A 24,475-nucleotide genomic window follows, 5' to 3' on the forward strand; every position below is an offset into this window, starting at 1 on the left:
ATGCCGGGAATTGCTTATATCAATTTTGTTACCTTTCCCCTTTTTGGCGCAAAAAAGCGGGCCTGCTTTTCCGCAGGCCCGCTCAGGCAGCGCTTTTGGCTGTGCATACAAATTTTAATTGGCTTTAAACCCGGCAAAATCCAGGAACAATTGCTCTACCCGCTCCTTCTGGGCTGTGTTTTCTTCCTTTTTGCTGGTGTCTGTATAAATCATCAGGTATTTTCCATTGAGCACGGCAGGCACCTCGTTGTCCAGCACTGTGATTACACCCTTTTCCTGAACGCTGTCCAGGCAGGCCTTGCCCTTTTCATCCAGGTTGTCGGGATCGAATTCATAGAACTCCACCTGCACAGTGCTGCCGTTATAGGTGAACCTGTACCGCACGCCGGCGATGGCCCCGATCTCCTTATAGGACATCTCCACCGGATCCCCGGCAAAGGCCAGTCCCTCTGCCATATACTCGCATAGGCCTTCCAGGGTGTCCGGCCTGCCGATTTTGCTCATCTGGATCTGCCCGTCCTCAGGAAGCTCCAGCTTGGGCAGGCTCTGGCCTGTCCCGCCGCAGGCTGTAAGTCCCAGCAAAACCGCCACGGAAAGCAGAAGCCCGAAAATCTTTTTACACATTGCACACGTCCCCTTCCAAATTTTCCTGTATGATAACGGAAAAAGAAAACCCGGTACCCGCTTGTACAGGCCCGGTGTTTGTCTTTTTGTTTGGTGACCCGGACGAGAATCGAACTCGTGTTACCGCCGTGAAAGGGCGGTGTCTTAACCGCTTGACCACCGGGCCATATGGTAGCGGCAAATGGACTTGAACCATCGACACTTCGGGTATGAACCGAATGCTCTAGCCAGCTGAGCTATGCCGCCACATATGCGCCTTAACTTTTATAAGTCTAAGGCGCTATTTATTATAATACAAGATTCGATGCTTGTCAAGAGGTTTTTGCGTTTATTTGGCAAAATTTCTGAGGCAGGGGAGGTTTCGCAGCCTACGGGCTGCGCCCAAAGGGCTTTGCCCTTTGGAATCCCACAAACCCTTTTGAAAAAGCCGTTTGACCGGAAAACCAATTTTAAGGGCTTGCTTTTACGGGTTAAAGGAATAGTTGGGGGCTTCCTTTGTAATCTGGATATCGTGGGGATGGCTTTCTTTCAGGCCTGCCCCGGTGATGCGCACAAACTGGGCCTTATCGTGGAGCTCCTGGATATTGGCGCAGCCTGTGTAGCCCATGCCGGAGCGCAGGCCCCCCAGAAGCTGGAACACGGTATCCGCCAGCGGCCCCTTGTAGGGCACCCGGCCTTCCACGCCTTCAGGCACAAACTTCTTCTGTTCGCCCTGGAAGTACCGATCGCTGCTGCCCTTGCCCATAGCCCCCAGGCTGCCCATACCGCGGTACACCTTGAACTGCCTGCCCTGATACAGCTCATACTCGCCAGGGGCTTCTTTGCAGCCAGCCACCATGGATCCCAGCATAACCGCCGCGGCTCCTGCTGCCAGGGCCTTCACCAGATCGCCGCTGTACTTGATGCCGCCGTCCGCAATGACCGGAATGCCCTGCCTGCTGGCTTCCATCGCCGCGTCATATACGGCGGTAACCTGGGGCACGCCAATGCCTGCCACTACCCGGGTGGTACAGATGGATCCGGGGCCAATGCCTACCTTCACGCAGTCCGCGCCGGCGTCGATAAGGGCTTTGGCACCCTCTGCCGTTGCGATGTTTCCTGCCACCACCTGCAAATTGGGATACGCCTTTTTCACCTTGCTTACAGCCTGGATAACCCCGCTGTTGTGCCCATGGGCGGAATCCAACACCACCAGATCCACCTGGGCTTCTATCAGGGCTGCCACCCTGTCCAGCACGTCGGCTGTGGCTCCAATGGCCGCGCCGCACAGCAGCCTGCCGCTTGCGTCCCTGGCGGAATTGGGATACCGCACAGCCTTCTCAATATCTTTAATGGTGATAAGGCCCTTCAGGCGCATGTTCTCATCCACCAGGGGCAGCTTTTCAATGCGGTGCTCCCGGAGGATTTCCTGGGCCTGCTTTAAGGTGGTGCCTACCGGGGCGGTGACCAGCTTGCCCTTTGTCATCACATTCTTTACGGGCTGGTCGAAGTCGCTGTCCTCCATAAAGCGCATGTCCCGGTTGGTGATAATGCCCACAAGCTTGCCGTCCTCGCAGATGGGCACGCCGGAAATGCGGAAGTTCCCCATAATCTCGTCGGCTTCCCGCACCAGGTTGTCGGGAGAGAGGAAGAAGGGGTTTGCGATTACGCCGTTTTCCGAGCGCTTCACCCTGTCCACCTGGTCAGCCTGCCGGTCAATGGGCATGTTCTTGTGGATGACGCCCACGCCGCCCTCCCGGGCGATGGCAATAGCCATATCCGACTCCGTCACTGTGTCCATCGCCGCCGTCAGGATGGGGGCGTTGAGCTTGATTGTGCGGGTCAGTTGTGTAGAAAAATCCACCTCGCTGGGCAATACATGGGATTCTGCCGGGATAAGCAGAACATCGTCAAAGGTCAGGCCCTCTTTTGTGAACTTTTCCTGATACTCCATGTTCAGCATTTGCACACCTCTCTCTTTCTCATGAATTTCCTGGTTTTTTTCTTCCTCTCGGGCTTGTATTTAATTTATGATTATAGCATTTGCCCCTCTGCTTTGCAAGCTGTATTTTCCTTTTCCCCTGCCAAAAAATTCTGCCCTTTTTTCCGCTTTATTGGGGTTTTTCACCCGCCTGAAAAATACTTTCCCTTTTCCCCTATTATTTTTCAAAAACCCATTGACAGAACACGCGCTTTGCTATAATCTGTGCAAAGACTGAGGTGTATTATTTTATTTTTTACAGGACTAAAAGGAGGTCTATTCCTCATGAACCGTATCTTTTCCCGTCTTGGCCCCGCCGCCCGCCACTCTATCATCCTGCTGGGAGTAACCGGGCTTTTCTGGTTTGCCTGGGCCTTTGGCTGTTATCAGAGCGTTTACCTGCAGAGCGTGGGTTTCTCCGCGTCAAATTTAGGCGTGCTCAATGCCATCTCCTCTGCGGTCACCATTGCTTCCGTATCCTTCTGGGGCATGGTAAGCGATAAGTTTGGTTCTATCCGCAAGGTTCTTATCCTTGTCCTGGGGGTAGGCTCCACCCTGTATGCCCTGGTGCCCCTTATTCCTACAGGCCTGCCCTATTCCCCTCTGCTTTTTACCTGCTTCATTCCTGCCCTGAACTTTTTCCGCGGCTCTGTTGCCACCTTTGATGAAAACCTGCTGGTGCGAAACTGCAATGAGCTGCGCCTGAATTTCGGCGTGCTGCGGGGGCTTGGCTCTTTGCTGTTCACAGTGGGAAGCATATGGATTGCCGCTGTCCTGCCTAAGGTTGGGGTGCCTAACACCTTTTGGATAAGCGGACTTTTGATGATACCGGCTATTATTTGCGTGATTCTTGCCCGGGAGCCAAATTCCAGGCCCCGCCGGGGCAAAGCCGGGAAATCGGAAAAGGGCGGCATGAACCTGGGGGAACTCTTTAAGAACAAGGCTTATGTCTCTTTTCTTTTCTTTGCGCTTATCTTTTACATAGCTGCAAGCTGTGAAGGAAATTTCATCCCCTATTTTATGGGCGAAATTCATGTTTCCACTGAGCAGTATGGCATTATCCTGGCGCTCCGGGCTTTTATGGAGATCCCCTTCCTCTTATTTATGGTGCGCCTGCGCCAGCGGTTCCCACTGCGGGTGCTGGTGCTGGGGGCGCCGGTGCTGATGGCTTTGGAATGTTTGGGCTTTGGCACCTTTGCAGGTTCCCTGCCAGGGATGCTGCTGTGCTGCACTTTCTTCGGGCTGGGCAACGGCCTGTTTATCGGCTCCTCTTTAAACTATGTGTATGAGCTGGCCCCGGATCACCTGAAAGCCAGCGCCCAGGCTTTTTTCGCCTCTGTCTCCTCTGTGGCCGGTATCTTGGGGAATCTTCTGGGCGGCGTGGTGTTTGACGCTATTGGCGCGAAACCCTTCTATATAGCTGTGGGCTGTGCATACCTTGTAAGCTCCCTTATTTTCCTGTTGTCCTTCCGGCACAAAAAAGAAAAAAACGCGGCTGTGGCAAATTGACAAAACCGGGCACAAAAAGACAGGCGGCAGGGCCTGTCTTTTTGCTATACTAAAAGCGAAGCAGGAGGACAAAGGAGGGCAAGCTTATGGAATGGACAGAATGCCTGCGGGGCGCTATCGCCTACATGGAAAAGAACCTGCTGGAGGACATCGGCCCGGCGGACGTGGCGGAAGCGGTACACATTTCCCCTTTTTATCTCCAGCATGGCTTCCGCATGGTGACAGGCTATACCCTGGGGGAGTACTTGCGCTGCCGCAGGCTGTATCTGGCGGCGCTGGACATGCTTTCCGGCAGCGGTACGGTTTTGGAGGCCGCCTATAAATACGGCTATGATACCCCTGAAAGCTTCACCAAGGCTTTCACGCGCTTCCATGGCCTGCCGCCCTCCCAGGTGCGGAAAAATTCCAGGGCAATCAAGCCTTTCCTGCCTCTTACAGTAAAAATTGAAATACAAGGAGGAAACGAAATGGATTACAAGATTGAAAAGATGGACGGATTTGAGTTGATTGGCTTTATCCGGGAGTTCCAGCACGAAACGTCTTATGGGGAAATCCCTAAGTTCTGGGACGAGGTGATGGCGCTGGCATCCAGCTCTTCCCAGCATGAAACACAGAATGAGGTAGAGAAAGCTATATTTGACCACAAAATAGGGGAATTTGGCGCCTGCTTCCAGGGTTTTGCCGAGGGAAGGTTCTTCTACATGATTGGAGGGATATATAAGGGCGGGCCTGTGCCCCTGGGGATGGCTACCATCCATGTGCCTGCCGCGGACTGGGCAAAATTCCGCTGTGTTGGGCCGCTGCCCGGGGCTTTGCAATCTGTGAACACCAAGGTATTTTCCGAGTGGCTTCCCGGAAACCCGGACTATGAACCCTCTATGCCCATCAACCTGGAGTGGTATTCTATGGATTGCTGCCCTGATTCTTCTCCCAACGACTACGAAAGCGGCGTTTGGCTGCCTGTCCGGGCTAAGTGATCAGCCCTGCTGGGGGTGCTTAAGGCCGCGAGACTCTGTCTCGCACTCTGCAACTTTCTTGAAAGAAAGTTGATTAAGAACTTCCATAAAAATCCCCCTCAGGGCCTAAAGGCCCCAAGGGGGATTTTTATAAAGGTTTTTAGGTCAAGCCTTTTTCTCAAAAAGGCTTGTAGGGTGTGGGACGAAGTCCCACGATCTTAGACATCCCAGCAAAGCTGGTCACTTAATCTGGGACTGGCCACCCATATACATCTGGAGGGGCTGGGGGATTTTGACGGAGCCGTCGGCCTGGAGATTATTTTCCAGGAAAGCAATGAGCATACGGGGAGGCGTAACTACGGTGTTATTCAGGGTGTGGGCAAAATAATTGCCATCTTTTCCCTTAATGCGGATGCCCAGCCGTCGGGCCTGGGCATCTCCCAGGTTGGAACAGCTTCCCACCTCAAAATATTTTTTCTGCCGGGGGGACCAGGCTTCAATGTCCACGCTCTTTACCTTTAAATCTGCCAGATCGCCGGAGCAGCACTCCAGGGTGCGGACGGGGATATCCATGGAGCGGAACAGCTCTACTGTGTAGTTCCACATTTTTTCATACCATGCCATGCTGTCTTCGGGCTTGCACACCACGATCATTTCCTGCTTTTCAAACTGGTGTACCCGGTATACACCCCGTTCCTCAATACCATGAGCGCCTACCTCCTTGCGGAAGCAGGGGGAATAGCTGGTGAGGGTTTGGGGCAGGGCATCCTCTGGCAGGATGGTGTCGATGAATTTGCCTATCATGGAGTGCTCGCTGGTGCCGATGAGGTAGAGATCCTCCCCTTCTATCTTATACATCATATTTTCCATTTCCGCAAAGCTCATGACCCCTGTTACTACGTCGCTGCGGATCATAAAGGGAGGGATGCAGTAGGTGAAGCCCTTGCTGATCATGAAATCCCGGGCATAGGACAGCACAGCGGAATGGAGCCGGGCAATGTCTCCCATCAGGTAATAAAAACCGTTGCCGCTGGTTTTCCGGGCGCTGTCCAGGTCGATGCCGCTGAACTTTTCCATGATATCGGTATGGTAGGGGATTTCATAGTCCGGCACCACTGGATCGCCAAATTTTTCCAGCTCTACGTTTTCGCTGTCATCCCGGCCGATGGGAACGGAGCTGTCAATGATGTTGGGGATTACCAGCATGCGCTTGTGGATTTCTTCGCTCATCTGGGCTTCCTTTTCTTCCATTTCCTGCAGTTCCCCGGCAATGGCCTGCACCTTTTTCTTGGTTTCTTCGGCCTCCTCTTTTTTGCCCTGGCCCATCAGCTTGCCGATTTCCTTGCTGATAAGGTTGCGCTGCTGGCGAAGTTCATCGCCCCGGGCCTTGGAAGCCCGGAAGGCTGCGTCCAGTTCCAGCACCTCGTCTACTAAGGGCAGCTTGTCCTCCTGGAATTTCTTTCGCATGTTTTCTTTCACCAAATCCGGATCGGTGCGTACCAGTTTTATATCCAGCATTTTCTTTTCTCCTTTCCTCTTTTAAGACCTTGGGACTCCGTCCCAAACCCTGCAAGCTTTTTTGAAAAAAAGCTTGACCAAAAAACTGAGATTTGAGCTTTATTTATATTTGGTTATTCCTGGGATTCTTGCAGCTTTAAATCTGACAGGAGGTTCTTTAAATCCTCTTCCCCGTAAAATTCAATGGTCAGCATTCCTTTTTTCTTATTGCCCGCCACCTTTACCTTTCGGTTCAAGCACTGGCCTACTGCTAACTGGGCTTCTTCATAATACTGATTTTTCTTTACAGCAGGCGTTTTTTTGCTGGCAGGCTGTTCCTGCAGGCGCTTGGAAAGGTTTTCCAGCTCCCGTACAGAAGCGCCCTCCTTTGCTTTTTCCGCCCCCAGCCGCATGGCCTCCGGGGTTTTAAAGCTTAACAGCGTGCGGGCATGGCCTGCTGTGATTTCCCCTCTTTCCAGCATCTCCTGCACATCCTCCGGAAGGTTTAAAAGCCGCAGGGAATTTGTTACGGCAGGGCGGGATTTGCCTACGGTCTGGGAGACTTCCTCCTGGGTGAAACCCTGCACATCTATCAGGGTTTGATACCCTCTGGCTTCTTCCAGGGGGCTTAAGTCCTCCCGCTGCAGATTTTCAATCAGGGCAAAGAGCATTTCCTCCGCGTCTGTCATCTCCCGGATAACTGCCGGCACCTCGCTGATACCTGCCATCCGCGCTGCCCGCCAGCGGCGCTCGCCTGCCACGATGCGGTATCCCCCTGTGACCATGGGCCGCAGCAGCAGGGGCTGCAGCACCCCATGCTGGGCAATGGAATCTGCCAGCTCGGAAAGGGCTTCACTGTCAAACTCTTTTCTGGGCTGGTCCCGGTTTGGCTCTATCTCGCTGAGTTTTACGGCGACAGTGCCCTCGGCGCTCTCCGCTGTATTTTCCGCAAAGATTGTCTCAAAGCCCTTTCCCAGTCCCCTTTTTTTCATATGGCGAACCATCTCCTTTTCTCTTGGCATCCGGGCCAGCATTCTTACACCTTGCTCTTTATGATTTCCTGGGCCAACTCCCCGTAAGCTTTGGCGCCCCGGGAATTTTTATCATAGTACAGCACTGGCTGCCCAAAGCCCGGGGCCTCGGACAGACGGACGGCCCTGGGTATGACAGTTTTGAAAACCTTGCGGGGGAAGAATTTCTTCACTTCCTCCACCACCTGCTGGGTGAGGTTTAAGCGCCCGTCATACATGGTGAGCAGCACGCCTTCCAGCTCCAGGCGCTCGTTATACTGCCGCTTTACCCGGCGCACTGTGTTTATAAGCTGGGAAAGCCCTTCCAGAGCGTAAAACTCACACTGGATAGGAATGAGCACAGTGTCTGCACAGCTTAAGTCGTTGATAGTGATAAGGCCTAAAGAAGGAGGGCAGTCGATAATCACATAATCATATTCCCCCCGCACGCTGTCCAGGGCTTCCTTTAATTTGACCGCCCGGCTTTCCATGTTTGCAAGCTCCAGTTCCGCCGCAGCCAGATCCATGGTGGAGGGCAGAAGCCACAGGCCCTCGAATTCCGTCTGCACAATGGCGTCTTTAGCCTTTGCGCCGTTTATCATCACGTCATATATGCTTGCAGTGCAGTTCCGCTTATCCACGCCTACGCCGCTGGTGGAATTGCCCTGGGGGTCTGTATCTGCCAGCAGAACCTTTTTCTTCATACTTCCCAGCGCCGCCGCCAGATTTACGGCTGTGGTGGTTTTCCCCACGCCGCCCTTCTGGTTTGCCGCGCAAATAATCTTCCCCATGAAATGCCCCTTTCTTTTTGTGGCGGAAATTTCCCGTTCTCTTATGATACCACAATTTCCGCCATTTTGAAAGCCTGAAACTGGCTTTCTCCCTTATTTTTTTCAAAAATGTTTCATGTGAAACATGCAGGCGGCAAAAGAAATTTCCTGTTGTTTGCGGAGGGGCGCATAAGGAGTTTATAGTTAACGCAATTCAGAAGAGGTATTCTACCTCTTCTGAACCAGGCATCTGAGCCGCCTGGCTTAAAAATTGGGATGTACCAATTTTTAAGTGCGTTTACGATAAAAAAGCAAGAAAGCCGCGGCATTGCTGCCCCGGCCTTCTCTGTGGGAAATGAATAAGGGAATGGGTTAAACTTGTACTCTGGTTAATTTAGGAATGCGCACTGTACACTCGATGTACTCCTCGGTTTCCTTCTTTTCTGTGTGCGCCTGGATGCCCGCGGTTTTCATAGCGTCCACCGCGTGGTCGATGGTGTTGATAAAGAGCCGGATATCTTTTGCCACAAAGGTTCGCCTTGCTTTACCCTTTTGCTCTTTTGGCTTCATGGATTCCGCCACAAGGGCTTCTGTTTGGGAAACGTTCAGTCCCCTGGCAATAACCGTATGCAGGATTTTCCGCCTTATCTCTATATCGTCTATACGCAGCAGCGCCCTTGCGTGGCGCTCTGTCAGGTTGTTTGCAAGTATGTCATGCTGCTCCTCAGCGCTCAGCTTTAAAAGCCGCACCTTATTTGCCAGATATGACTGGCTCATACCCAGGCGCCTTGCGGCCTCCTCCTGGGTTATGTTCCACTCCCGCAAGAGGCTTGCAATGGCAGCGGCCTGCTCGAACATTTGCAAGTCCCGGCGCTGGACATTTTCCAGCAGGGCCAAAACCGCGCTGTCCTCTGGCTCGCAGTCCGCCAGGATAGCAGGGATTTCTTTTATCCCAGCCAGCTTGCAGGCGCGCAGCCGCCTTTCCCCCGCCACCAGATAATACGTGCCGTTTTCCCGGCGCACTGTCACCGGCTGCAAAAGGCCGTTTTCTATAATGCTCTGGGCCAGGCTTTTCAGTTCTTCTTCCTGGAACACCTTTCTGGGCTGGGAGGGGTTTGGCTGGATTTTGGCTGTAGGCAGTTTCATAAGCTTAAGCTTGTCCTTAAAAAACATCTGCCGCCCCCCTTTCGTGTCTTTATTCTATCACGAAAGACATGCATGGTTTGCTGAAAAATGTCGGCTGGAAAAAAATTACAGGTATTTTTTAAAGCCTTTTGCCTCTATAAAGCCCAGGGCATGATAAAACTTGTGGGCGCCTGCCCGTTCCAGGCCGGAGACAAGGATTTCATAGTGGCAGTCCATTTCCCTGCCCCAGCGTTCAATTTCTGCAAACATCTGCCTGCCCACGCCTTTTCCCTGATAGGCTTCCAGCACCGCCACATTCTCTATCAGCAGGATGGGCCTGCCGTCATCGCAGATATCTTCAAAAACCACTCCTAGCAGACTGCCGCAGAGAATGCCTGTTTCGGGGTCAAAGGCTGCCAGCAAGTATTTCTGGGGATCCTGCCGCAGCTTTTCTATTAATCTTGCCATCTTTTCCAGATTCGTGCTTTTCTCGCTGATAACCTGCATAACTTTATCCATTGCCTCTACGTCAGAAGCAACGGCTTCCCGCATACTACACTTCATGTTATTTGCCATTCTGATACAGGATTACGCATAAAGAAAACGAAAGGGCCTTTCTGCGTCCGGTATCAATCCTTTCCTTGTATTTTTAACACTGTCAAAAAATATGAATCTAGCTTACCTGATATTCCCCTTTACAAGGGATGTTTGGCAATGGTGCCGCCATGGCGGGGGTACCCTTTGGGAGTAAAGCTTTTTTTCTGCACTACAATTAAATTCCGCTCCCCGGCACCAAATTCTGTTACTGGCGCCAGCTTTACTTCATCACCACCTAGAATATCCAGGGCATTTTTGGCCGCCTCCAGCTCCTCCCCTGCTCCAGGGCCTTTCATGGCTATAAAAAAGCCTTTCATCTTCACCAGCGGCAGACAGTATTCGCAAAGCACTGGCAGATTGGCAACAGCCCGGGCCGTTGCAATATCAAATCCTTCCCGCAGCTTTTTATCCAGGCCCGCTTCCTCCGCACGTTTATGAATACGGGTGCTTGAAAGGCCCAGGGCTTTGCAAACTTCTTCCAGGAAAATTAAACGCTTATTTAAGCCGTCCAACAAGGTAAGCTGAATATCAGGCCGCATAATTTTCAAGGGGATGCCGGGAAATCCTGCCCCGGTACCTACGTCTATCACCTTTGCCCCTTGTTTGATGGAACATGCAGGCAACAGGCTTAAGCTGTCCAGAAAATGCTTTTCCACAATTTCTTTTGGTTCTGTAATAGCGGTCAGGTTTACTTTTTCGTTCCATTCCAGCAAAAGCTCCATATAACGCTGGAAGGCTTCAGCCTGCCTTTCTCCCAGCTTTATGCCCATGTCCTTTGCCCGTTGCCGCAGCAGACCCCGGATGTCTTCCGCCATGCTTTATTCCTCCCTTGCCTTTCTATTTTCAGATGCCAGCCAGATGAGCAGCACAGAAATATCTGCCGGGCTTACGCCAGAAATCCGACCTGCCTGCCCAATGTTCTCAGGCTGCACCTGATTCAGCTTTTCTACCGCTTCCAGGCGCAGGCCCTTTAAGCCGGCGTAATCCATATTCCTGGGCAGAGCTTTTTTCTCCAGCCGCCGCATTTCTTCAATGGAAGCCTTTTGCCTGCGGATATACCCTTCGTATTTCAACTCAATCTCCACATTTTCCAGCACAGCATAAGGCAGGCTGGGACGGGTTGGATCTACCGGCTCTAAATCCGCATAGGTGATTTGAGGCCTGCGCAGCAAATCCGCCAGGCGAACCCCCGTGGCGACAGGGGATGTTTCACGTGAAACAAGTATGCTGTTCAGGGCTTCGCTAGGCGGCAGGGTGGTGGAAAGGGCGCGCTTCAGCTCAGCCTTTTTCTGTTCCTGCTTTCTGGTAAAGCGTTTCCAGCGGTTGTCGGATATCAGGCCGATTTCCCGGCCTATAGGGGTTAGCCGCTCGTCAGCATTGTCCTGGCGCAGCACCAGACGGTATTCCGAACGGGAGGTCATCATCCGGTAGGGATCGCTTGCCCCTTTGGTGATTAAATCGTCAATCAGCGTGCCAATATAGGATCCGGCCCTGTCCAGTACTAGCCGATCCTTCCCCTGGAGTTTCCGAGCCGCGTTAATTCCTGCTACTAAGCCTTGGGCGGCAGCTTCCTCATAGCCGGAACTGCCGTTAAACTGCCCTGCCCCATAAAGGCCGGGAAATGCCCGGAACTCCAAAGACGCATCTAACTCTAAGGGATCGCAGCAGTCATACTCAATGGCATAAGCTGTGCGCATAATCTGCACCCGCTCCAAACCAGGGATAGTCTGATAAAAGGCCTGCTGGACTTCCTCAGGCAGGGAAGAACTCATGCCCTGCAAATACATTTCTTCTGTGTGCAGGCCGCAAGGCTCAATAAATAGCTGGTGGCGGGGCTTATCTGGGAAGCGCATGATTTTATCCTCAATGCTGGGGCAATACCGGGGGCCAATGCCTTCTATCATGCCCCCATAGAGAGGGGAACGCTGGATGTTTTCCAGGATAACCTGCTTTGTCCTGTCATTTGTCCAACTAATGTGGCAGACTGCCTTGTTTTGAAGCGGCTCTTCCGTATCATAGGAGAAGGGCGCCACTGGCTCGTCTCCAAACTGCACCTCCAGGCCGCTGAAATCAATGGAGGATCGCAGCACCCGGGCAGGAGTGCCCGTTTTAAACCTGCGCAGGGAAATCCCCAGCCTGCGCAGGGAATCGGGCAGAAAGGCAGCGGGAAACATGCCGTCGGGGCCGCTTTCATAGGACACCTCTCCCACAAAGATTTTACCGCCTAAAAAGGTGCCTGTGCAGAGGATGACAGCTCCCGCACGGTATACAGCCCCCAGCCGGGTGGTCAGCAGCCAGGCCTCCCCTTCCCGGCGCAGATCCACCACTTCTCCCTGCTTCAATCCCAGGTTTGGGCACTGCTCCAGTTTATGCTTCATAATTTGGGCATACTGGTTCCGGTCTATCTGGGCACGGAGCGAATGGACAGCCGGACCTTTACCCAGGTTCAGCATTCGGCTCTGTAAAGTGCAGGCGTCTGCCGTCCGGCCCATCTCCCCACCCAGAGCGTCTATTTCCCGCACCAAGTGCCCCTTTGCCGTACCGCCAATGCTAGGGTTGCAGGGGCAGTTTCCCACAGCGTCCAGGTTGATGGTGAATACTACTGTATGTGCCCCCAGCCGGGCGGCGGCAAGGCCCGCTTCGATTCCCGCGTGTCCTGCGCCCACAACTGCCACATCTATAGTCCCTGCCTCATAAGTCATAGCTGCGCCTCCTTTCCAAGGCAGTTTCAGCACCGTTATACTGCTGCCACTGCAAAACTTTTTCCCCCATAAGAAACCGCGTCACCAGGACGCAGCTTTTTGCCCCGCATAGTGCAGGTATCTCCATTTACCTCCACTTCGCCGCCCTGTATTACAAATTTAGCCTGGCCGCCTGTGTCTACCATGCCTGTCAGCTTTAAAAAGGAATCCAGGCGGATAAATTCTGTTGTTATCTGAATAGTTTCCAAATGTATCTTTCCTTTCTTTGAAAGCCGCGAGACGCTTCTCATCTGCCGGCCCGATAATTCATGGCAACAGCCCCGCACTCTGCAAATGCTTTTTCAAAAAAGTTGACTCTAAAACCCACTGCAAAAAAAGCGGCCCCAAAGGAGCCGCCTTTTTACAATCAATCGTTCTTCAAGCGCACTGGCAGCACCAGAAACAAGAAGCTTTCCCCTTCTTTTGGCATAACTTTCATAGGGCTTAAAGGCCCGCTTAACTGCACCCGCACCTCGTCGCACTCTGTATTGCGCAGTGCGTCCAGCAGATAACGGTTATTAAAGCCGATTTCCACATCGTCTCCGGTTAGGTTTACCTCCAACTGGTCGCTTGCCCGGCCCATGGAGGTTGTACACAACAGCTTGATTTCATTTTGGGAGAACATACAACGGATTGGGCTTTTCAGCCTGTCTGTAATTAAAAGGGAAACACGCTCCACGCTCTCAATGGCCTCCCGGGTGCGCATGACCACCTCGGTTTTGCCATCTGCGGGAATAGCCGCTTTGTAATTTAGAAATTCCCCTTCCAGCAGGCTGGATATAACAGTGTAGTGATCAGCGTTGAATAAAATATGCCTGCTGCCCACAGAGATGGAGACAGATTCCTCCGCGTCCTTTAAAAGCCGCAAAAGCTCGGAAAGGGTTTTCCCTGGCACCACAAAGGAAAGATCTGCGTCAAAATCCACCTGCTCTGTGCGCTTGGCTAAGCGGTAGCCGTCTACAGACACTACGTCCAGCCTGCCGCCCTCCAGGCTGAACAGGCTTCCCTGGTGGATAGGTTTAGCATCGCTTTCTGCTACGGCAAACACAGTTTGCCGGATCATGCTTTTCAGCACATGAGCGGGAAGCTGAATGGCAGTGGCGTCTGTCAGCTTGGGGAGTTCTGGAAATTCCACAGCAGGAATGCCGATAATGGAAAACAAGCTGTAACCGCTTTCAATGGAAGCCATGTTTTTCTCGTCTACGGCTACTGTAATAGAATCATCTGGGGTGCGGCGCACAATATCGGAAAATATCTTGGCACTGAGCACAGACTTTCCTGGTTCTTCTACCTGGGCGGGAATGGTAGTGGTGATGCCCAGCTCTAAATCATAAGCGCAAAGCTCCAGCTCCCCTTCTCCGGCAGAGAGCAGAATGCCCTCTAAGGCTGGAATGGAGGTTTTCGTGGAGACTGCCCGCTGAATGTTGGATACAGCTTCTGTGATGTGGCTTTTCTGTACGGTAAATTTCATAAACGCATAGCCCTTCTCTCTATAATAAAATTTCATTGCCTGTTTTTATCCAGAAACAGCATTCCGCCCTTTCATATAAGCCTACCCGGCAGTTTTCCACTTGAAGTCCTTTTCCCGCTGCAGGAAGGAAATCCCTTCTCTTATTCTTTCTTTATATGTGTAGATTTAGAAGTAATAGTAGGGGCTGTGGAAAAGTGGAAAAAGGGAAAATTTGGCATGACAGCGCGGTTTGCCCTCTCAAGATTTTCCAAAAGCCTATGTGGAATGATTTTGCGGCTTGTGGAAAGGGAGAGTTCTTTTCCACGGCCTGTTTATACGCTGTTAGTGGAATGTGGTGGAAAATGTGGAAAAGCTTGTCCCGGCTTTTTGGGATTGTGGAAAGTTTTCCAGGGGGCAGGAAGCCTTATCCGGATGGGATTCTTAAGAAAATGATTCTCTATAAGCGGGTTCCAAGGGGGCCTTGGCCACCGGAGGCCTCCTAGCGGCTGCGGATATTCTTAATGATATCGTCTACTGTGTCCCGGGTGCGGGGATCCCGCTCCAGCTTTGACTCCATCTGGCGCAGGGCATATACAATAGTAGAGTGATCCCGCCCGCCAAAGGTCTGGCCGATTTCCACCATGGACATCTGGGTAATTTCCCGCACAATATAAATGGAAACCTGCCGGGCAGTGGAAATCACAGAATTGCGCTTTTGGGAGCGGATGTCCTCCGGGGCTACCAGATAGGTGCGGGCTACCTCTTCAATAATCTTGTCCACTGTGACAGGGGTGGGCTGGCTGTTGTTCATAATGTCGCTGATGGCCGACTGGGCTGTAGCCACATTGATTGGCTTGTTTTCCAGCAGGTGGAAGGCCCGCAGCTTCTTAACCGCCCCTTCTAACTGGCGCACATTGCTTTTCAGGCGGTTGGCAATATATTCGCTGACATTTTCCGGAATGGTGAAATCCATGGAGGCGGCTTTCCTGTTGATAATGCTGATCCTTGTCTCGTAGTCCGGCGGCTGGATATCTGCCGTCAAGCCCCACTCAAAGCGGGTTTTCAGCCTGTCCTCCAGGGTAGCAATGTCCTTAGGGGGCCTGTCCGAGGTGAGGATAATCTGCTTTTTCGCCTCGTGCAGGGTGTTGAAGGTGTGGAAGAATTCCTCCTGGGTGGAGTTTTTCCCAGCAATAAACTGCACGTCGTCTATCAGCAGCAGATCCGCACTGCGGTATTTGGCCCGCAGGGCAGCAGTGGTGCCCCGGGCAATGGCGTCTATAATTTCATTTGTGAAATCCTCGCTTTTGACATACACCACGCTGCGATCCGGGAAGTTCCGCATAAACTCCTTGGAGACAGCGGAAAGCAGGTGGGTTTTCCCCAGGCCGGAGTTCCCGTAAATAAAGAGGGGATTGTACAGGAGGGCAGGCTTTGCCGCCACAGCCTGACAGGCCGCGTGGGCAAAACGATTGGACGGGCCTACCACAAAGGTGTCGAAGGTCAGCTCATAGCTGTCATCATCCGGCGCCGGGGTTTCCTGTTTTGCAGGAGCGTCTGCCTGGGGCACCACCAGGGAAAGCTGGATAGGCGCGCCGAAAACGGACTCAAAGGCCCTGTTCAGCACATCCGCGTAGCCCCGCAGCAGGGTCTGCATATGAAATTCGTTGGGAGCCTCAATGGTGGCCACGTTGTTTTCAAAATCAAGGGATACGGGCTTTAAACTGCTGAACCAGGTTTTATAGGCCACGCCCGTTATCTGGGACTTGCAGTATTCGCAAATCAGCTCCCAAGCTTGCTCAAAAGAATCCAAAAGTCATACCCTCCAAAGCTATCCCCCGAAAAAGCGCCTTCACCCAGGGAAAAGCCTTTGCAGGGCTTCTCCCGGCGCTGGGGATGTAATTTCCCGAAATATATACCAGTATACCATACGGCAGTTTCTTTTTCAAATTTTTTTGCGCGCTTCCCTGCTTTTTCCACATACACAATATCCTGTGTGGAAAAGGAGAAAAGCCGCGAATGGCGGGCAGATTTTGAAGAGGAACAGGGGAAAAGCGGGAAACCCCCGCAAAAAAACCTTTTTTCTCCTGGGTAAGGGAAAAAATTGTGTTGACATAAAGGGCGGATGTAAGGTATAATGCTAAATTGCAAGGGAAAGCAGCCCGAAAGGAGGGGTTTACCTATGCTGAGAACCTATCAGCCCAAGAAGCTTCACAGGAAGAAGGAGCATGGCTTCCGGAAAAGAATGTCCGACAGGAACGGGCGCAAGGTGCTTGCACGCCGCAGGGCAAAAGGCAGAGCACGTCTTTCTTATTAACCCAGCAGGGCGGCCTGAGCAGGGGCTTTCTGCCCCTTTCTGGCAAGGTCCAGAGACAGAGTATTTTGGCGGATGTGGGGTTTAAGTTCCTGCCGCCTGAGCCTTATGCCCTTAAAGGTCACCCTGGTGTGGCCTTTCTTTGTTTATGCCTTTTTCCTGCCGGCAGGGAAGCCGGCGCACTACTTTACCTATTCTTGTTATGTCATGGCGGTTTTTATGGAAAAGATACTTCCCATCACGCGCAACAATGATTTCCGCAGGGCTTATAAAAGGGGAAAAAGCCATGTGTCCCCCCTTTTGGTGGCTTATGTGCTGAAAAACCGCCTGGGCTGTACCCGGGTGGGCATTACCACCAGCAAAAAAATCGGGAACGCTGTGGTGCGTAGCCGCGCCCGCCGGGTACTGCGGGAGGCATACCGGGGGCTTATTGGCCGGGTAAAGCCGGGGTATGATCTGGTGTTTGTGGCCCGGGGCCGCACGCCTGCCGCCAAAAGCACCCAGGTGCAGAGGCATATGGAAAGGCAACTTATGGCTGCCGGCATCCTGGAGGAAGGGGAAAAGCCATGCTGAAAGCAGCCCTCTTAGGGCTTATCCGCTTTTACAGGGCCTATATCTCCTCCCATAAGGCCGGGCCTACCTGCAAGTTTATCCCCACCTGCTCCCAGTATGGGCTGGAGGCGGTGGAACGCTTCGGCGCTTTAAAAGGCGGCGCGCTTACGCTGTGGCGGGTTCTGCGGTGCAACCCCTGGGGCCGGGGCGGGTATGATCCGGTGCCGGAAAAGAAGGAAAAGCAAAAGAGGAAGAAATAATCTCAATTTTAATGTTTACAGTACGCGCGGTTTCCTTTATAATGGACAAGGAAAGAAAGCCCGCCAAAAAGGAAGATAAAGAAGGGATCTTTAAAAGCACATGGGAATATTTAATTTTTTTGGAAGCATCCTTGGCTACCTGCTCTGGTTTCTATACACCATCTTTAAAAACTATGGCATAGCTATTATCCTGTTTACCGTTATCTTAAAGATCGTCATGTTCCCCATGAGCCTGAAGCAGCAGAGAAGCATGGCTTCCCAGGCAAAGCTTGCGGAAAAGCAGCGGGAACTGCAGAAAAAGTATGCCAACAATAAGCAGAAATATAATGATGAGCTGATGAAGATCTATGAGAAGGAGGGAGTAAACCCCAGCAGCGGGTGCCTTACTACCCTGCTCCCCTTCCCCATCATGCTGGGTATATTCTACTCTGTAGCGTATCCCCTCTCCAATACCCTGCACATTGCCAGTGAGACGGTGGCCCTCGCAACGGATTATATCTCGAAAATCCCTGGGGTTGTCTCTCTCGGAGGCTATACGGAGTTGGAAATCATCCGGAATTTTGACGTGCTCCGGGATAACCTGACCATGTTTACCCAGGCGGATGTGGCGAAAATTGAGTTTTTCTCCCAGGGCTTCCGCTTCTGCGGCCTGGATTTGCTCTCCACCCCCCAGGGCAGCGGCTTTGCTTCCCTTTTGTGGATAATCCCGGTACTCTCCCTGGTGACAAGCTTTGCCTTCCAGTTTTATACCATGCGCGCAACTGGCGCGCCCCAGGGCCAGCAGCAGGGCTGCATGAAGGTGATGATGTATGCGCTGCCTTTGATGAGCGTATACTGGTCGTACATTTTCCCGGCGGCTGTAGGCCTTTACTGGGTTATTTCCTCTCTGGCAGGCTTTTTGCAGACCCTTATTACAAACAAGTTCTTCAGCGTCAACCATATGACCGCTATGGCGGAGGCCCGCCGCGCGGCATCCCTTTATGAGGCGGAGGCTGCGGTGCGTCCCCTTTCCGCCTCTGCCCAGAAGCAGATAGCGGATAAGCTGGCGCAGGCCCCCCAGCAGGCAGAGGCCAAAGAAGGGGCAAGGCAGCAGAATAAAGGGAAAAAGAAGAAAAAAAGCTCTTCCTCAGGAGATACCACCTCCTATATGGGAAGTAAAAAGTAAGCGGGATTTGAGCCGTTATCCAGTAAAAGGAGTGCTTGACATGACAAGAGAAGCAATCGCAAAGGGCGAGACTGTAGAAATAGCTTTTGCTAACGCCTGCCGGGAGCTGGGTGTGGACACCACCGAAGCGGAATGCGATATCCTGGAAATGCCCACCAAGAAAACCCTGGGCCTTTTTGGCGGCAGCCCTGCCAAGGTGCGGGCCTATATTGAGGAGCCGGATGTGCATGATCCTGTAACAGAAGCCACCCAGTACCTGCAAAGCGTGCTGGCAGCCATGGGCCTGCCGGATGTGGGCATTGAGGTGCGCGAGGAGGAAAGCGGCGCGGCCCTTACCTTGAGCGGCGAGGATTTAGGCTTTATCATCGGGCACCGGGGGGAAACCCTGGACGCTTTGCAGTATCTTTCCTCCCTGGTGGCAAACCATGTGGAAGGGGCTTATTTCCGCCTGACCCTGGACGTAGGGAATTACCGGGAAAAGCGCAAAGAAACCCTGGAGGCTCTGGGCCGCAAAATGGCATACCGCGCTGTGAAATCCGGGCGCAATTCCTCTTTGGAGCCTATGAACCCCTACGAGCGGCGCATTATCCATACGGCTGTCCAGGCTGTGGAGGGCGCTAAGTCCTGGAGCGAAGGGGAGGATTTGGGCCGGCATGTGGTGATAGGGCCTGAGGGCGGCGAGCGCCCCCAGCGCAGGGACAGCCGCAGGGGCCAGAACGGCGGTCGCAGGAACTTTGACCGGGATCGCAAGGGGCCTCGTCCCGGCAGATCTCCCCAGCAAAGCCCTGCCCCCCGGGCGGAGGGGCCTAAGTCTGACGATCCCGGCGCGCCTATCTACGGGAAAATTGAGGTTAAAAAATAGAGTTTACAAGGGGCGGCCTATGGGCAGCCCCTTTTCCATGAATTTATGAGGGCATGAAAGGAAGGAAAACCTGATGCACCTGGAAAAAACCATTGCCGCCATTTCTACGGCGGAAGCTCCCGGGGGAATCGGCATTGTGCGCGTCTCTGGCCCGGAAGCGCTTTTAATAGCGGACAGAGTTTTTAAGGCCAAAAACGGCGGATCCCTTTCTGAGGCCAGGGGATATACCGCCAGGTTTGGCGGGGCTTTTACGCGGGACGGGGAAAAATTGGATGACGTGGTGGCTTTGGTGTTCCGCGCTCCCAAAAGCTATACAGGGGAGGATGTGGCGGAGCTTTCCTGCCATGGCGGGCTGTATGTTACCCGCCGGCTGCTGCGGGAGGTGCTTGCTGCCGGGGCTGTGCCGGCGGGGCCGGGGGAATTTACCCGGCGGGCCTATCTCAACGGGAAGATGGATTTGGCCCAGGCGGAAGCTGTTATGCAGCTTATCGGCGCCAGCGGCGAGCAGGCTGCCCGGGCGGCCCAGGCCGCCAGCGGCGGGGCGCTGTCCCGGAAAATGAGGGGGATGCGGGAAAGCCTGAAGGGGACGGCGGCACAGCTTGCCGCCTGGGCGGATTTCCCCGATGAGGATGTGCCGGAGGTGGAAAACAAGCCTTTGCTGGAGGCCCTGGAGGGATATATCCAGGCGCTTTCCGCTTTGCTGCGGGGCTTTGAGCAGGGAAAGGCTTTCCGGGAAGGGGTGGACACAGTGATCTGCGGCAGGCCCAACGCAGGGAAGTCTACCCTGATGAACCTGCTTGCCGGGTGCAGCCGCTCGATTGTCACAGAATATCCCGGCACTACCCGGGACATTATTGAGGAAACAGTGCTGGTAGGCGGCGTGCCCCTGCGCCTTGCAGACACAGCCGGGCTGCGGGAAACAGAGGATCCAGTGGAGCAAATAGGCGTGCAGGCTGCCCGGGATCGCATGGGTACAGCCCAGCTTGTGCTGGCAGTGTTCGATTCCTCCCAGCCTCTTGCAGAGGAGGACGCTGCCCTTATTGAAACCTTGGAAAAAACGCGCTGCATTGCGGTTATCAATAAAACAGACCTGCCTTCTTCCGGCATACAGCAGAAAATTGAAGAAAGCTTTGTACACACAGCCTGCATTTCGGCATCAACGGGCCAGGGCCTTTCCGAACTGGAAAAGGCAATTGGGCAGGTGCTGGGCACAGCGGATTTTAATCCTGCGGCAGGCATCCTTTCCACAGAGCGCCAGCGGGCAGACGCGGCCCGGGCCAAGGCAGCTTTGGAGGAAGGAGCCAGCGCTTTGAAAATGGGCATGACTTTAGACGCGGTTACAGTGTGCGTGGAAGAGGCCCTTTCCGCCCTCTATGCCCTTACCGGGGAGAACGCGGCAGAAGAGATTGTAGACGAGGTTTTCTCCACGTTCTGCGTGGGAAAATGAAAAGGATAAAATTTGTTTTCGGGTCAACCATTCCCACAGGGGATGGATCCCCTTCTTTTAAAAAGGGGTTGTGGGAGTTTGAGGGCAAAGCCCTCAGGGCCGCCCTCCGGCAGGAAAGGGATGCGTTATGTATATTACACGCCTTACAACAGAAAATTTCCGGAACCTGTCTGACACAGAACTGCTTCCCTGCCAGGGAGTCAACGTGATTTACGGCGGCAACGCCCAGGGCAAGACAAACCTTTTAGAGGCCTTATGGCTGTTCACAGGGGGACATTCCTTCCGGGGTTCCAAAGACGGGGAGCTGCCCAGGCTCATGGAAACAGGAGAGGGGAACAGCCCCCGGGCTTCCCTCTCCTTGGAATTTTACAGCGAGGGCCGTATGCAGGAGGCTTCTTTGCACATTGAGAACGGGCGGCGCAGTTCTGTGATAAACGGGGTGAAGAAAAAGACGGGATCCGCCCTGGTGGGGAAGGTGCGGGGGGTTATCTTTTCCCCGGAGCACCTGCTGCTGGTTAAAGAAGGGCCTTCCCGCCGCCGGAATTTCATAGACGGGGCATTGTGCCAGTTAAAGCCCGGCTATGCAGGGCTTTTAAGCGTTTTCCAGCGGGCGCTGCTCCAGCGCAATGCCCTTTTGAAAGATTTGGTGCGCTTTCCAGAGCTTGCGGATACTCTGGATGTGTGGGATGCCCGCTTTGCAAAGCTGGGGGGCGAGGTGACGGCAGAGCGCTGGGCCTATGTGCAGCGGCTTTCCCCGAAGCTTGCGGAAATTTACAGCGGCATTTCCAAGGGCCGGGAGGAACTGGAGGTTTTTTATGCCCCTTCTGTGAAAATGGAAGGGGATATCACCCGCCAGCAGGCAGAGCAGGCCCTTCTCACAGAACTCTCCCGCACCCGGCGGGCAGACATCCGGTCAGGCTTCACCACCGCTGGGCCGCATCGGGACGATTTGGAGGTGCGCTTAAATGGGGTTTCAGCCCGATCCTTTGGATCCCAGGGGCAGCAGCGCAGCGCGGTTTTAGCCCTAAAGCTGGCAGAGGCAGAGGCCCTTTCCCAACTGACCGGGGAAACGCCAGTGGTGCTTTTGGATGACGTGATGAGCGAGCTGGACGGGAGCCGCCAGGATTATCTTTTAAACCATCTGCATGGCAGGCAGGTTTTCATCACCTGCTGCAGCCCGGAAACTGTCAGCCTGATGGAAACAGGCAGGCGCTTCCGGGTGGAAGGGGGCTGTGTGGAAACAGAGGAGGTATAAGCTGTGTATCTGCATCTGGGACAGGATACAGTGGTGCGCACCGGCAGCATTATCGGGGTGTTTGATCTGGACAACACTACAGTGTCCAAGCACACCCGGTCTTTTCTGGCCAAGGCCCAGCAGGAGGGACGGGTGGTAAACGTGTCGGCAGAGCTGCCAAAATCTTTTATCCTGTGCGCGGAAGAAGGGGTGCAGCGGGTTTACCTTTCCCAGCTTGCCCCGGTGACGCTTTTGAAACGAAGCAGGCATTTTTTGCTGTAATAGTATTCCTGGAGACACTGGAAAGCATATAGCCCAAGTAGCCCAAATTTTTTATGTTTGGAACATAATGCTGTTAGGGAAAGGAGCAGGATATGAAAATTCTGGTAACAGGGGGCACTGTGTTCGTAAGCAAATATACGGCCCAATATTTTTCCCAAAAGGGCCATGAGGTGTTTGTCCTCAACCGGGGCACCCGGCCCCAGGTTCCGGGAGTTACCCTGCTGAAGGCTGACCGGCACAGCCTGGGGGATATCCTTAAGCCCCACCGCTTCGACGCGGTGCTGGACATCACTGCCTACAACGGGGCGGACGTGGAGAACCTCCTTGCAGGCCTGGGGAAATTTGATCAGTATATCCTCATCAGCTCCAGCGCTGTATATACACAAACCCTGCCCCAGCCCTTCCGGGAGGATATGCCCTTAGGGGAGAATATCCACTGGGGCGGCTATGGCATGGGGAAGATAGAGGCGGAGAAGGTTTTGGAAGGAAAGGTTCCAGGGGCCTATATCCTGCGGCCGCCTTATCTCTACGGCCCTATGAACAATGTGTACCGGGAAGCCTTTGTCTTTGACTGCGCGGAGCAGGGCAGGCCTTTTTACCTGCCTGGAGAGGGGAAGCTGCCCCTGCAGTTTTTCCATATAGAAGATTTGTGCCGTTTTATGGAAATTTTGCTGGAAAAGCGGCCTCGGAAGCGGGTTTACAATGTGGGAAATCCGGAGTCCAAAACGGTTGCGGAATGGGTTAAGCTTTGCTATGGAGCGCTGGGAAAGGAGCCTGCATTCATATCTGTGCCGGAAGATGTGCCCCAGCGCAGCTATTTTCCCTTCTTAAACTATGCGTACAGCCTGGAGGTGAGCGCCCAGCAAATGCTGATGCCTGCCCTCAGAGATCTGAGGACGGGCCTGGAGGAAGCGTATAGTTGGTATAAAGAACACAAAGAGGAAGTGCGCGCAAAGCCCTTGCTGGCTTTCATAGAGGAAAACCTGAACGCAAAATAAAACAAGCACCCGCCTGCAAGTGTATCGCAGGCGGGTGCTGAAGGTTTTAGGGTTAAGCCCTCTAAAGGGACTGCAGGTGCGTTAAATGGCAAAATGGTGCGCGCCGATAACCGCAATTACTTCCCGGGACCAGATCCACTTGTTGGTGGTTTTGGCGGGATTGTAATAGTAGATGGCACCGCCAGTGGGATCGGAACCGTTAATGGCTTCCCGGGCGGCCTGATAGGCGGAATCCGCTGTAGGAGCGTTTACCCCGCCATCGTACAGGCAGGAGAAGGCACCGGGCTGGTAAATTACCCCGGAAAGAGTGTTGGGGAAAGAGGGATGGGCTATGCGGTTGAGTATCACTGCCCCTACTGCCACTTGCCCCTGGTAAGGCTCGCCCCGGGATTCTGCCGAGATGATTTTCGCCAGAAGCTGCACGTCGCTTTCGCTGAAACCTCCATGGCCTCCGCCGGATCCGCCTCCGCCAGCAAGCCCCATGGCCTGGAGGGTGGCAGGGCCTACAATGCCATCCGCAGTAAGGCCATAGTCCCGCTGAAAAGCAAGAACAGCGTTTTTCGTGTTTTTTCCGAAAATGCCGTCCGCTTTGCCTGCGTTATAGCCCAGCTCGTTAAGCTTTTGCTGTATTTGAGTAACTTCCCCGCCAGTGGATCCGTATTTTGACAGCGCCCTGGCCCCGTTGTTCCACAGCATGGCAAGTACCAGGACATTGAGCAGCAGGATAATCAGGATCCGCCAGAGATAAAGAAAAATGCCTTGCGCCTTTTTTAATTTCATAGAAAAGCCCGTCCTTTCTTTTGGGAGGCGGGTTCCATGCTGCCCCCTCCCCTTCCCTAATTTATAGCTTTCGGGAGAAATTTCTATGAAATATTTTTTGCGGAAAACCAGAAAGTTTTCCCGCCAATTTTTCTCTCAACTGTCAGGAAGCCTTCAAACCTGGGAAAAACCTTGTGTTTTATTGTCTAAAAACCTCCATATGTAGTGCTTTTTTAGGTTTCAAGAAAAAAGTCGAAAAAACTTTGAAAAAAGGCTTGATTTTTCCAGAAATAGGTGTTATTATATCAAAGCTGTCCCGCGAGCCGGAAGGCGAAGGGAAGCAAAGACATTATACCACAGCCTCTC

General features: G+C 53.3%; 25 protein-coding genes and 2 tRNA genes. 11 read left to right on the forward strand and 16 right to left on the reverse strand.

The window, feature by feature from the left end; genetic code table 11:
* Positions 1-114: 114 nt before the first annotated feature.
* The 4 genes from D1841_RS09460 to guaB all read right to left on the reverse strand — a co-directional run bounded on the left by D1841_RS09460 (position 115) and on the right by guaB (position 2,566).
* Positions 115-624 carry a hypothetical protein gene (locus tag D1841_RS09460; RefSeq protein ID WP_160642864.1) on the reverse strand — a complete coding sequence of 170 codons (510 nt, stop codon included), beginning with the start codon at positions 622-624 and terminating at the stop codon, positions 115-117.
* A gap of 91 nt (positions 625-715) precedes the next feature.
* Positions 716-790, reverse strand: a tRNA-Glu gene (locus tag D1841_RS09465).
* A 3-nt stretch (positions 791-793) separates the two neighbouring features.
* Positions 794-870 (reverse strand) — tRNA-Met (locus tag D1841_RS09470).
* Between the two features lie 217 nt (positions 871-1,087).
* Positions 1,088-2,566: an IMP dehydrogenase gene (gene guaB, locus D1841_RS09475; RefSeq protein WP_160642865.1), complete on the reverse strand. Its 1,479-nt coding sequence runs from the start codon at positions 2,564-2,566 to the stop codon at positions 1,088-1,090.
* Positions 2,567-2,869: 303 nt separating this feature from the next.
* On the opposite strand from guaB, the gene D1841_RS09480 reads away from it, so the two are divergent.
* Positions 2,870-4,093, forward strand: coding sequence for an MFS transporter (locus tag D1841_RS09480; protein WP_160642866.1), 1,224 nt, complete (start codon positions 2,870-2,872; stop codon positions 4,091-4,093).
* Positions 4,094-4,179: 86 nt separating this feature from the next.
* Positions 4,180-5,070 (forward strand): AraC family transcriptional regulator, encoded by an 891-nt coding sequence (locus D1841_RS09485; protein ID WP_160642867.1) that lies wholly within the window; start codon positions 4,180-4,182, stop codon positions 5,068-5,070.
* Positions 5,071-5,289: 219 nt separating this feature from the next.
* Here D1841_RS09485 and serS read toward each other — a convergent pair whose 3' ends face one another.
* The 11 genes from serS to D1841_RS09540 form a co-directional block, all read right to left on the reverse strand.
* Positions 5,290-6,567: a serine--tRNA ligase gene (gene serS, locus D1841_RS09490; RefSeq protein ID WP_160642868.1), complete on the reverse strand. Its 1,278-nt coding sequence runs from the start codon at positions 6,565-6,567 to the stop codon at positions 5,290-5,292.
* 113 nt (positions 6,568-6,680) lie between these two features.
* On the reverse strand, positions 6,681-7,538 hold the full coding sequence (locus tag D1841_RS09495; RefSeq protein ID WP_160642869.1) for a ParB/RepB/Spo0J family partition protein: 858 nt from the start codon (positions 7,536-7,538) through the stop codon (positions 6,681-6,683).
* Positions 7,539-7,582: 44 nt separating this feature from the next.
* A complete protein-coding gene (locus D1841_RS09500) occupies positions 7,583-8,347 on the reverse strand; it encodes a ParA family protein (RefSeq protein ID WP_160642870.1) in 765 nt (254 codons plus the stop codon).
* A 351-nt stretch (positions 8,348-8,698) separates the two neighbouring features.
* The gene (locus D1841_RS09505; protein ID WP_160642871.1) at positions 8,699-9,499 is read right to left on the reverse strand and encodes a ParB/RepB/Spo0J family partition protein; all 801 of its coding nucleotides are present in this window, start codon (positions 9,497-9,499) and stop codon (positions 8,699-8,701) included.
* A gap of 78 nt (positions 9,500-9,577) precedes the next feature.
* Complete coding sequence (locus D1841_RS09510) at positions 9,578-10,015, reverse strand: GNAT family N-acetyltransferase (protein WP_160642872.1); 438 nt, start codon at positions 10,013-10,015, stop codon at positions 9,578-9,580.
* Between the two features lie 131 nt (positions 10,016-10,146).
* Positions 10,147-10,863, reverse strand: coding sequence for a 16S rRNA (guanine(527)-N(7))-methyltransferase RsmG (gene rsmG / locus D1841_RS09515; protein ID WP_160642873.1), 717 nt, complete (start codon positions 10,861-10,863; stop codon positions 10,147-10,149).
* Positions 10,864-10,866: 3 nt separating this feature from the next.
* On the reverse strand, positions 10,867-12,750 hold the full coding sequence (gene mnmG, locus D1841_RS09520) for a tRNA uridine-5-carboxymethylaminomethyl(34) synthesis enzyme MnmG (protein ID WP_160642874.1): 1,884 nt from the start codon (positions 12,748-12,750) through the stop codon (positions 10,867-10,869).
* A 35-nt stretch (positions 12,751-12,785) separates the two neighbouring features.
* The gene (locus D1841_RS09525) at positions 12,786-12,998 is read right to left on the reverse strand and encodes an RNA-binding S4 domain-containing protein (RefSeq protein WP_160642875.1); all 213 of its coding nucleotides are present in this window, start codon (positions 12,996-12,998) and stop codon (positions 12,786-12,788) included.
* Positions 12,999-13,156: 158 nt separating this feature from the next.
* On the reverse strand, positions 13,157-14,260 hold the full coding sequence (gene dnaN / locus D1841_RS09530; RefSeq protein ID WP_160642876.1) for a DNA polymerase III subunit beta: 1,104 nt from the start codon (positions 14,258-14,260) through the stop codon (positions 13,157-13,159).
* 478 nt (positions 14,261-14,738) lie between these two features.
* A complete protein-coding gene (dnaA, locus tag D1841_RS09535; RefSeq protein WP_160642877.1) occupies positions 14,739-16,049 on the reverse strand; it encodes a chromosomal replication initiator protein DnaA in 1,311 nt (436 codons plus the stop codon).
* Entirely contained in the window at positions 16,036-16,218 is a 183-nt protein-coding gene (locus tag D1841_RS09540; protein ID WP_161879956.1) for a hypothetical protein, read from the reverse strand. Before D1841_RS09540 ends, dnaA begins: the two co-directional genes overlap by 14 nt.
* A gap of 200 nt (positions 16,219-16,418) precedes the next feature.
* Here D1841_RS09540 and rpmH point away from each other — a divergent pair, with 200 nt between their 5' ends.
* The 9 genes from rpmH to D1841_RS09585 all read left to right on the forward strand — a co-directional run bounded on the left by rpmH (position 16,419) and on the right by D1841_RS09585 (position 23,350).
* Positions 16,419-16,553: a 50S ribosomal protein L34 gene (gene rpmH, locus D1841_RS09545; RefSeq protein ID WP_009064849.1), complete on the forward strand. Its 135-nt coding sequence runs from the start codon at positions 16,419-16,421 to the stop codon at positions 16,551-16,553.
* Positions 16,554-16,769: 216 nt separating this feature from the next.
* Complete coding sequence (rnpA, locus tag D1841_RS09550) at positions 16,770-17,123, forward strand: ribonuclease P protein component (protein ID WP_160642878.1); 354 nt, start codon at positions 16,770-16,772, stop codon at positions 17,121-17,123.
* Positions 17,117-17,362 (forward strand): membrane protein insertion efficiency factor YidD, encoded by a 246-nt coding sequence (yidD, locus tag D1841_RS09555; protein WP_347563970.1) that lies wholly within the window; start codon positions 17,117-17,119, stop codon positions 17,360-17,362. The genes rnpA and yidD overlap by 7 nt, the downstream gene beginning before the upstream one ends.
* A gap of 100 nt (positions 17,363-17,462) precedes the next feature.
* Positions 17,463-18,527, forward strand: coding sequence for a YidC/Oxa1 family membrane protein insertase (gene yidC / locus D1841_RS09560; RefSeq protein WP_160642879.1), 1,065 nt, complete (start codon positions 17,463-17,465; stop codon positions 18,525-18,527).
* 40 nt (positions 18,528-18,567) lie between these two features.
* A complete protein-coding gene (gene jag / locus D1841_RS09565) occupies positions 18,568-19,389 on the forward strand; it encodes an RNA-binding cell elongation regulator Jag/EloR (RefSeq protein WP_160642880.1) in 822 nt (273 codons plus the stop codon).
* Positions 19,390-19,462: 73 nt separating this feature from the next.
* Positions 19,463-20,836, forward strand: a complete 1,374-nt coding sequence (gene mnmE / locus D1841_RS09570; protein WP_160642881.1) for a tRNA uridine-5-carboxymethylaminomethyl(34) synthesis GTPase MnmE — start codon at positions 19,463-19,465, stop codon at positions 20,834-20,836.
* Positions 20,837-20,963: 127 nt separating this feature from the next.
* Positions 20,964-22,091, forward strand: coding sequence for a DNA replication/repair protein RecF (gene recF / locus D1841_RS09575; RefSeq protein ID WP_160642882.1), 1,128 nt, complete (start codon positions 20,964-20,966; stop codon positions 22,089-22,091).
* 3 nt (positions 22,092-22,094) lie between these two features.
* On the forward strand, positions 22,095-22,352 hold the full coding sequence (gene remB, locus D1841_RS09580) for an extracellular matrix regulator RemB (protein ID WP_160642883.1): 258 nt from the start codon (positions 22,095-22,097) through the stop codon (positions 22,350-22,352).
* Positions 22,353-22,444: 92 nt separating this feature from the next.
* Positions 22,445-23,350, forward strand: coding sequence for an NAD-dependent epimerase/dehydratase family protein (locus tag D1841_RS09585; RefSeq protein WP_160642884.1), 906 nt, complete (start codon positions 22,445-22,447; stop codon positions 23,348-23,350).
* 81 nt (positions 23,351-23,431) lie between these two features.
* Here the strand turns inward: D1841_RS09585 and sleB are convergent, their stop codons facing one another.
* Positions 23,432-24,130, reverse strand: coding sequence for a spore cortex-lytic enzyme (sleB, locus tag D1841_RS09590; RefSeq protein WP_160642885.1), 699 nt, complete (start codon positions 24,128-24,130; stop codon positions 23,432-23,434).
* Between the last annotated feature and the right edge of the window lie 345 nt (positions 24,131-24,475).

Origin of the sequence: Neglectibacter sp. X4, assembly GCF_009917365.1 — a bacterium.
Lineage (GTDB): Bacteria > Bacillota > Clostridia > Oscillospirales > Acutalibacteraceae > Acutalibacter.

Bases quoted from the DNA above. Each gene is read 5' to 3' on its own strand.
- rnpA (WP_160642878.1), top strand. From the start codon at position 16,770: ATGGAAAAGATACTTCCCATCACGCGCAACAATGATTTCCGCAGGGCT.
- dnaN (WP_160642876.1), bottom strand. From the start codon at position 14,260: ATGAAATTTACCGTACAGAAAAGCCACATCACAGAAGCTGTATCCAAC.
- yidD (WP_347563970.1), top strand. From the start codon at position 17,117: ATGCTGAAAGCAGCCCTCTTAGGGCTTATCCGCTTTTACAGGGCCTAT.
- D1841_RS09500 (WP_160642870.1), bottom strand. From the start codon at position 8,347: ATGGGGAAGATTATTTGCGCGGCAAACCAGAAGGGCGGCGTGGGGAAA.
- D1841_RS09510 (WP_160642872.1), bottom strand. From the start codon at position 10,015: ATGAAGTGTAGTATGCGGGAAGCCGTTGCTTCTGACGTAGAGGCAATG.
- recF (WP_160642882.1), top strand. From the start codon at position 20,964: ATGTATATTACACGCCTTACAACAGAAAATTTCCGGAACCTGTCTGAC.
- serS (WP_160642868.1), bottom strand. From the start codon at position 6,567: ATGCTGGATATAAAACTGGTACGCACCGATCCGGATTTGGTGAAAGAA.
- guaB (WP_160642865.1), bottom strand. From the start codon at position 2,566: ATGCTGAACATGGAGTATCAGGAAAAGTTCACAAAAGAGGGCCTGACC.
- mnmG (WP_160642874.1), bottom strand. From the start codon at position 12,750: ATGACTTATGAGGCAGGGACTATAGATGTGGCAGTTGTGGGCGCAGGA.
- D1841_RS09585 (WP_160642884.1), top strand. From the start codon at position 22,445: ATGAAAATTCTGGTAACAGGGGGCACTGTGTTCGTAAGCAAATATACG.
- sleB (WP_160642885.1), bottom strand. From the start codon at position 24,130: ATGAAATTAAAAAAGGCGCAAGGCATTTTTCTTTATCTCTGGCGGATC.
- jag (WP_160642880.1), top strand. From the start codon at position 18,568: ATGACAAGAGAAGCAATCGCAAAGGGCGAGACTGTAGAAATAGCTTTT.
- D1841_RS09495 (WP_160642869.1), bottom strand. From the start codon at position 7,538: ATGAAAAAAAGGGGACTGGGAAAGGGCTTTGAGACAATCTTTGCGGAA.
- D1841_RS09540 (WP_161879956.1), bottom strand. From the start codon at position 16,218: ATGTGGAAAAAGCAGGGAAGCGCGCAAAAAAATTTGAAAAAGAAACTG.
- D1841_RS09505 (WP_160642871.1), bottom strand. From the start codon at position 9,499: ATGTTTTTTAAGGACAAGCTTAAGCTTATGAAACTGCCTACAGCCAAA.
- yidC (WP_160642879.1), top strand. From the start codon at position 17,463: ATGGGAATATTTAATTTTTTTGGAAGCATCCTTGGCTACCTGCTCTGG.
- rpmH (WP_009064849.1), top strand. From the start codon at position 16,419: ATGCTGAGAACCTATCAGCCCAAGAAGCTTCACAGGAAGAAGGAGCAT.
- D1841_RS09460 (WP_160642864.1), bottom strand. From the start codon at position 624: ATGTGTAAAAAGATTTTCGGGCTTCTGCTTTCCGTGGCGGTTTTGCTG.
- rsmG (WP_160642873.1), bottom strand. From the start codon at position 10,863: ATGGCGGAAGACATCCGGGGTCTGCTGCGGCAACGGGCAAAGGACATG.
- D1841_RS09480 (WP_160642866.1), top strand. From the start codon at position 2,870: ATGAACCGTATCTTTTCCCGTCTTGGCCCCGCCGCCCGCCACTCTATC.
- mnmE (WP_160642881.1), top strand. From the start codon at position 19,463: ATGCACCTGGAAAAAACCATTGCCGCCATTTCTACGGCGGAAGCTCCC.
- D1841_RS09485 (WP_160642867.1), top strand. From the start codon at position 4,180: ATGGAATGGACAGAATGCCTGCGGGGCGCTATCGCCTACATGGAAAAG.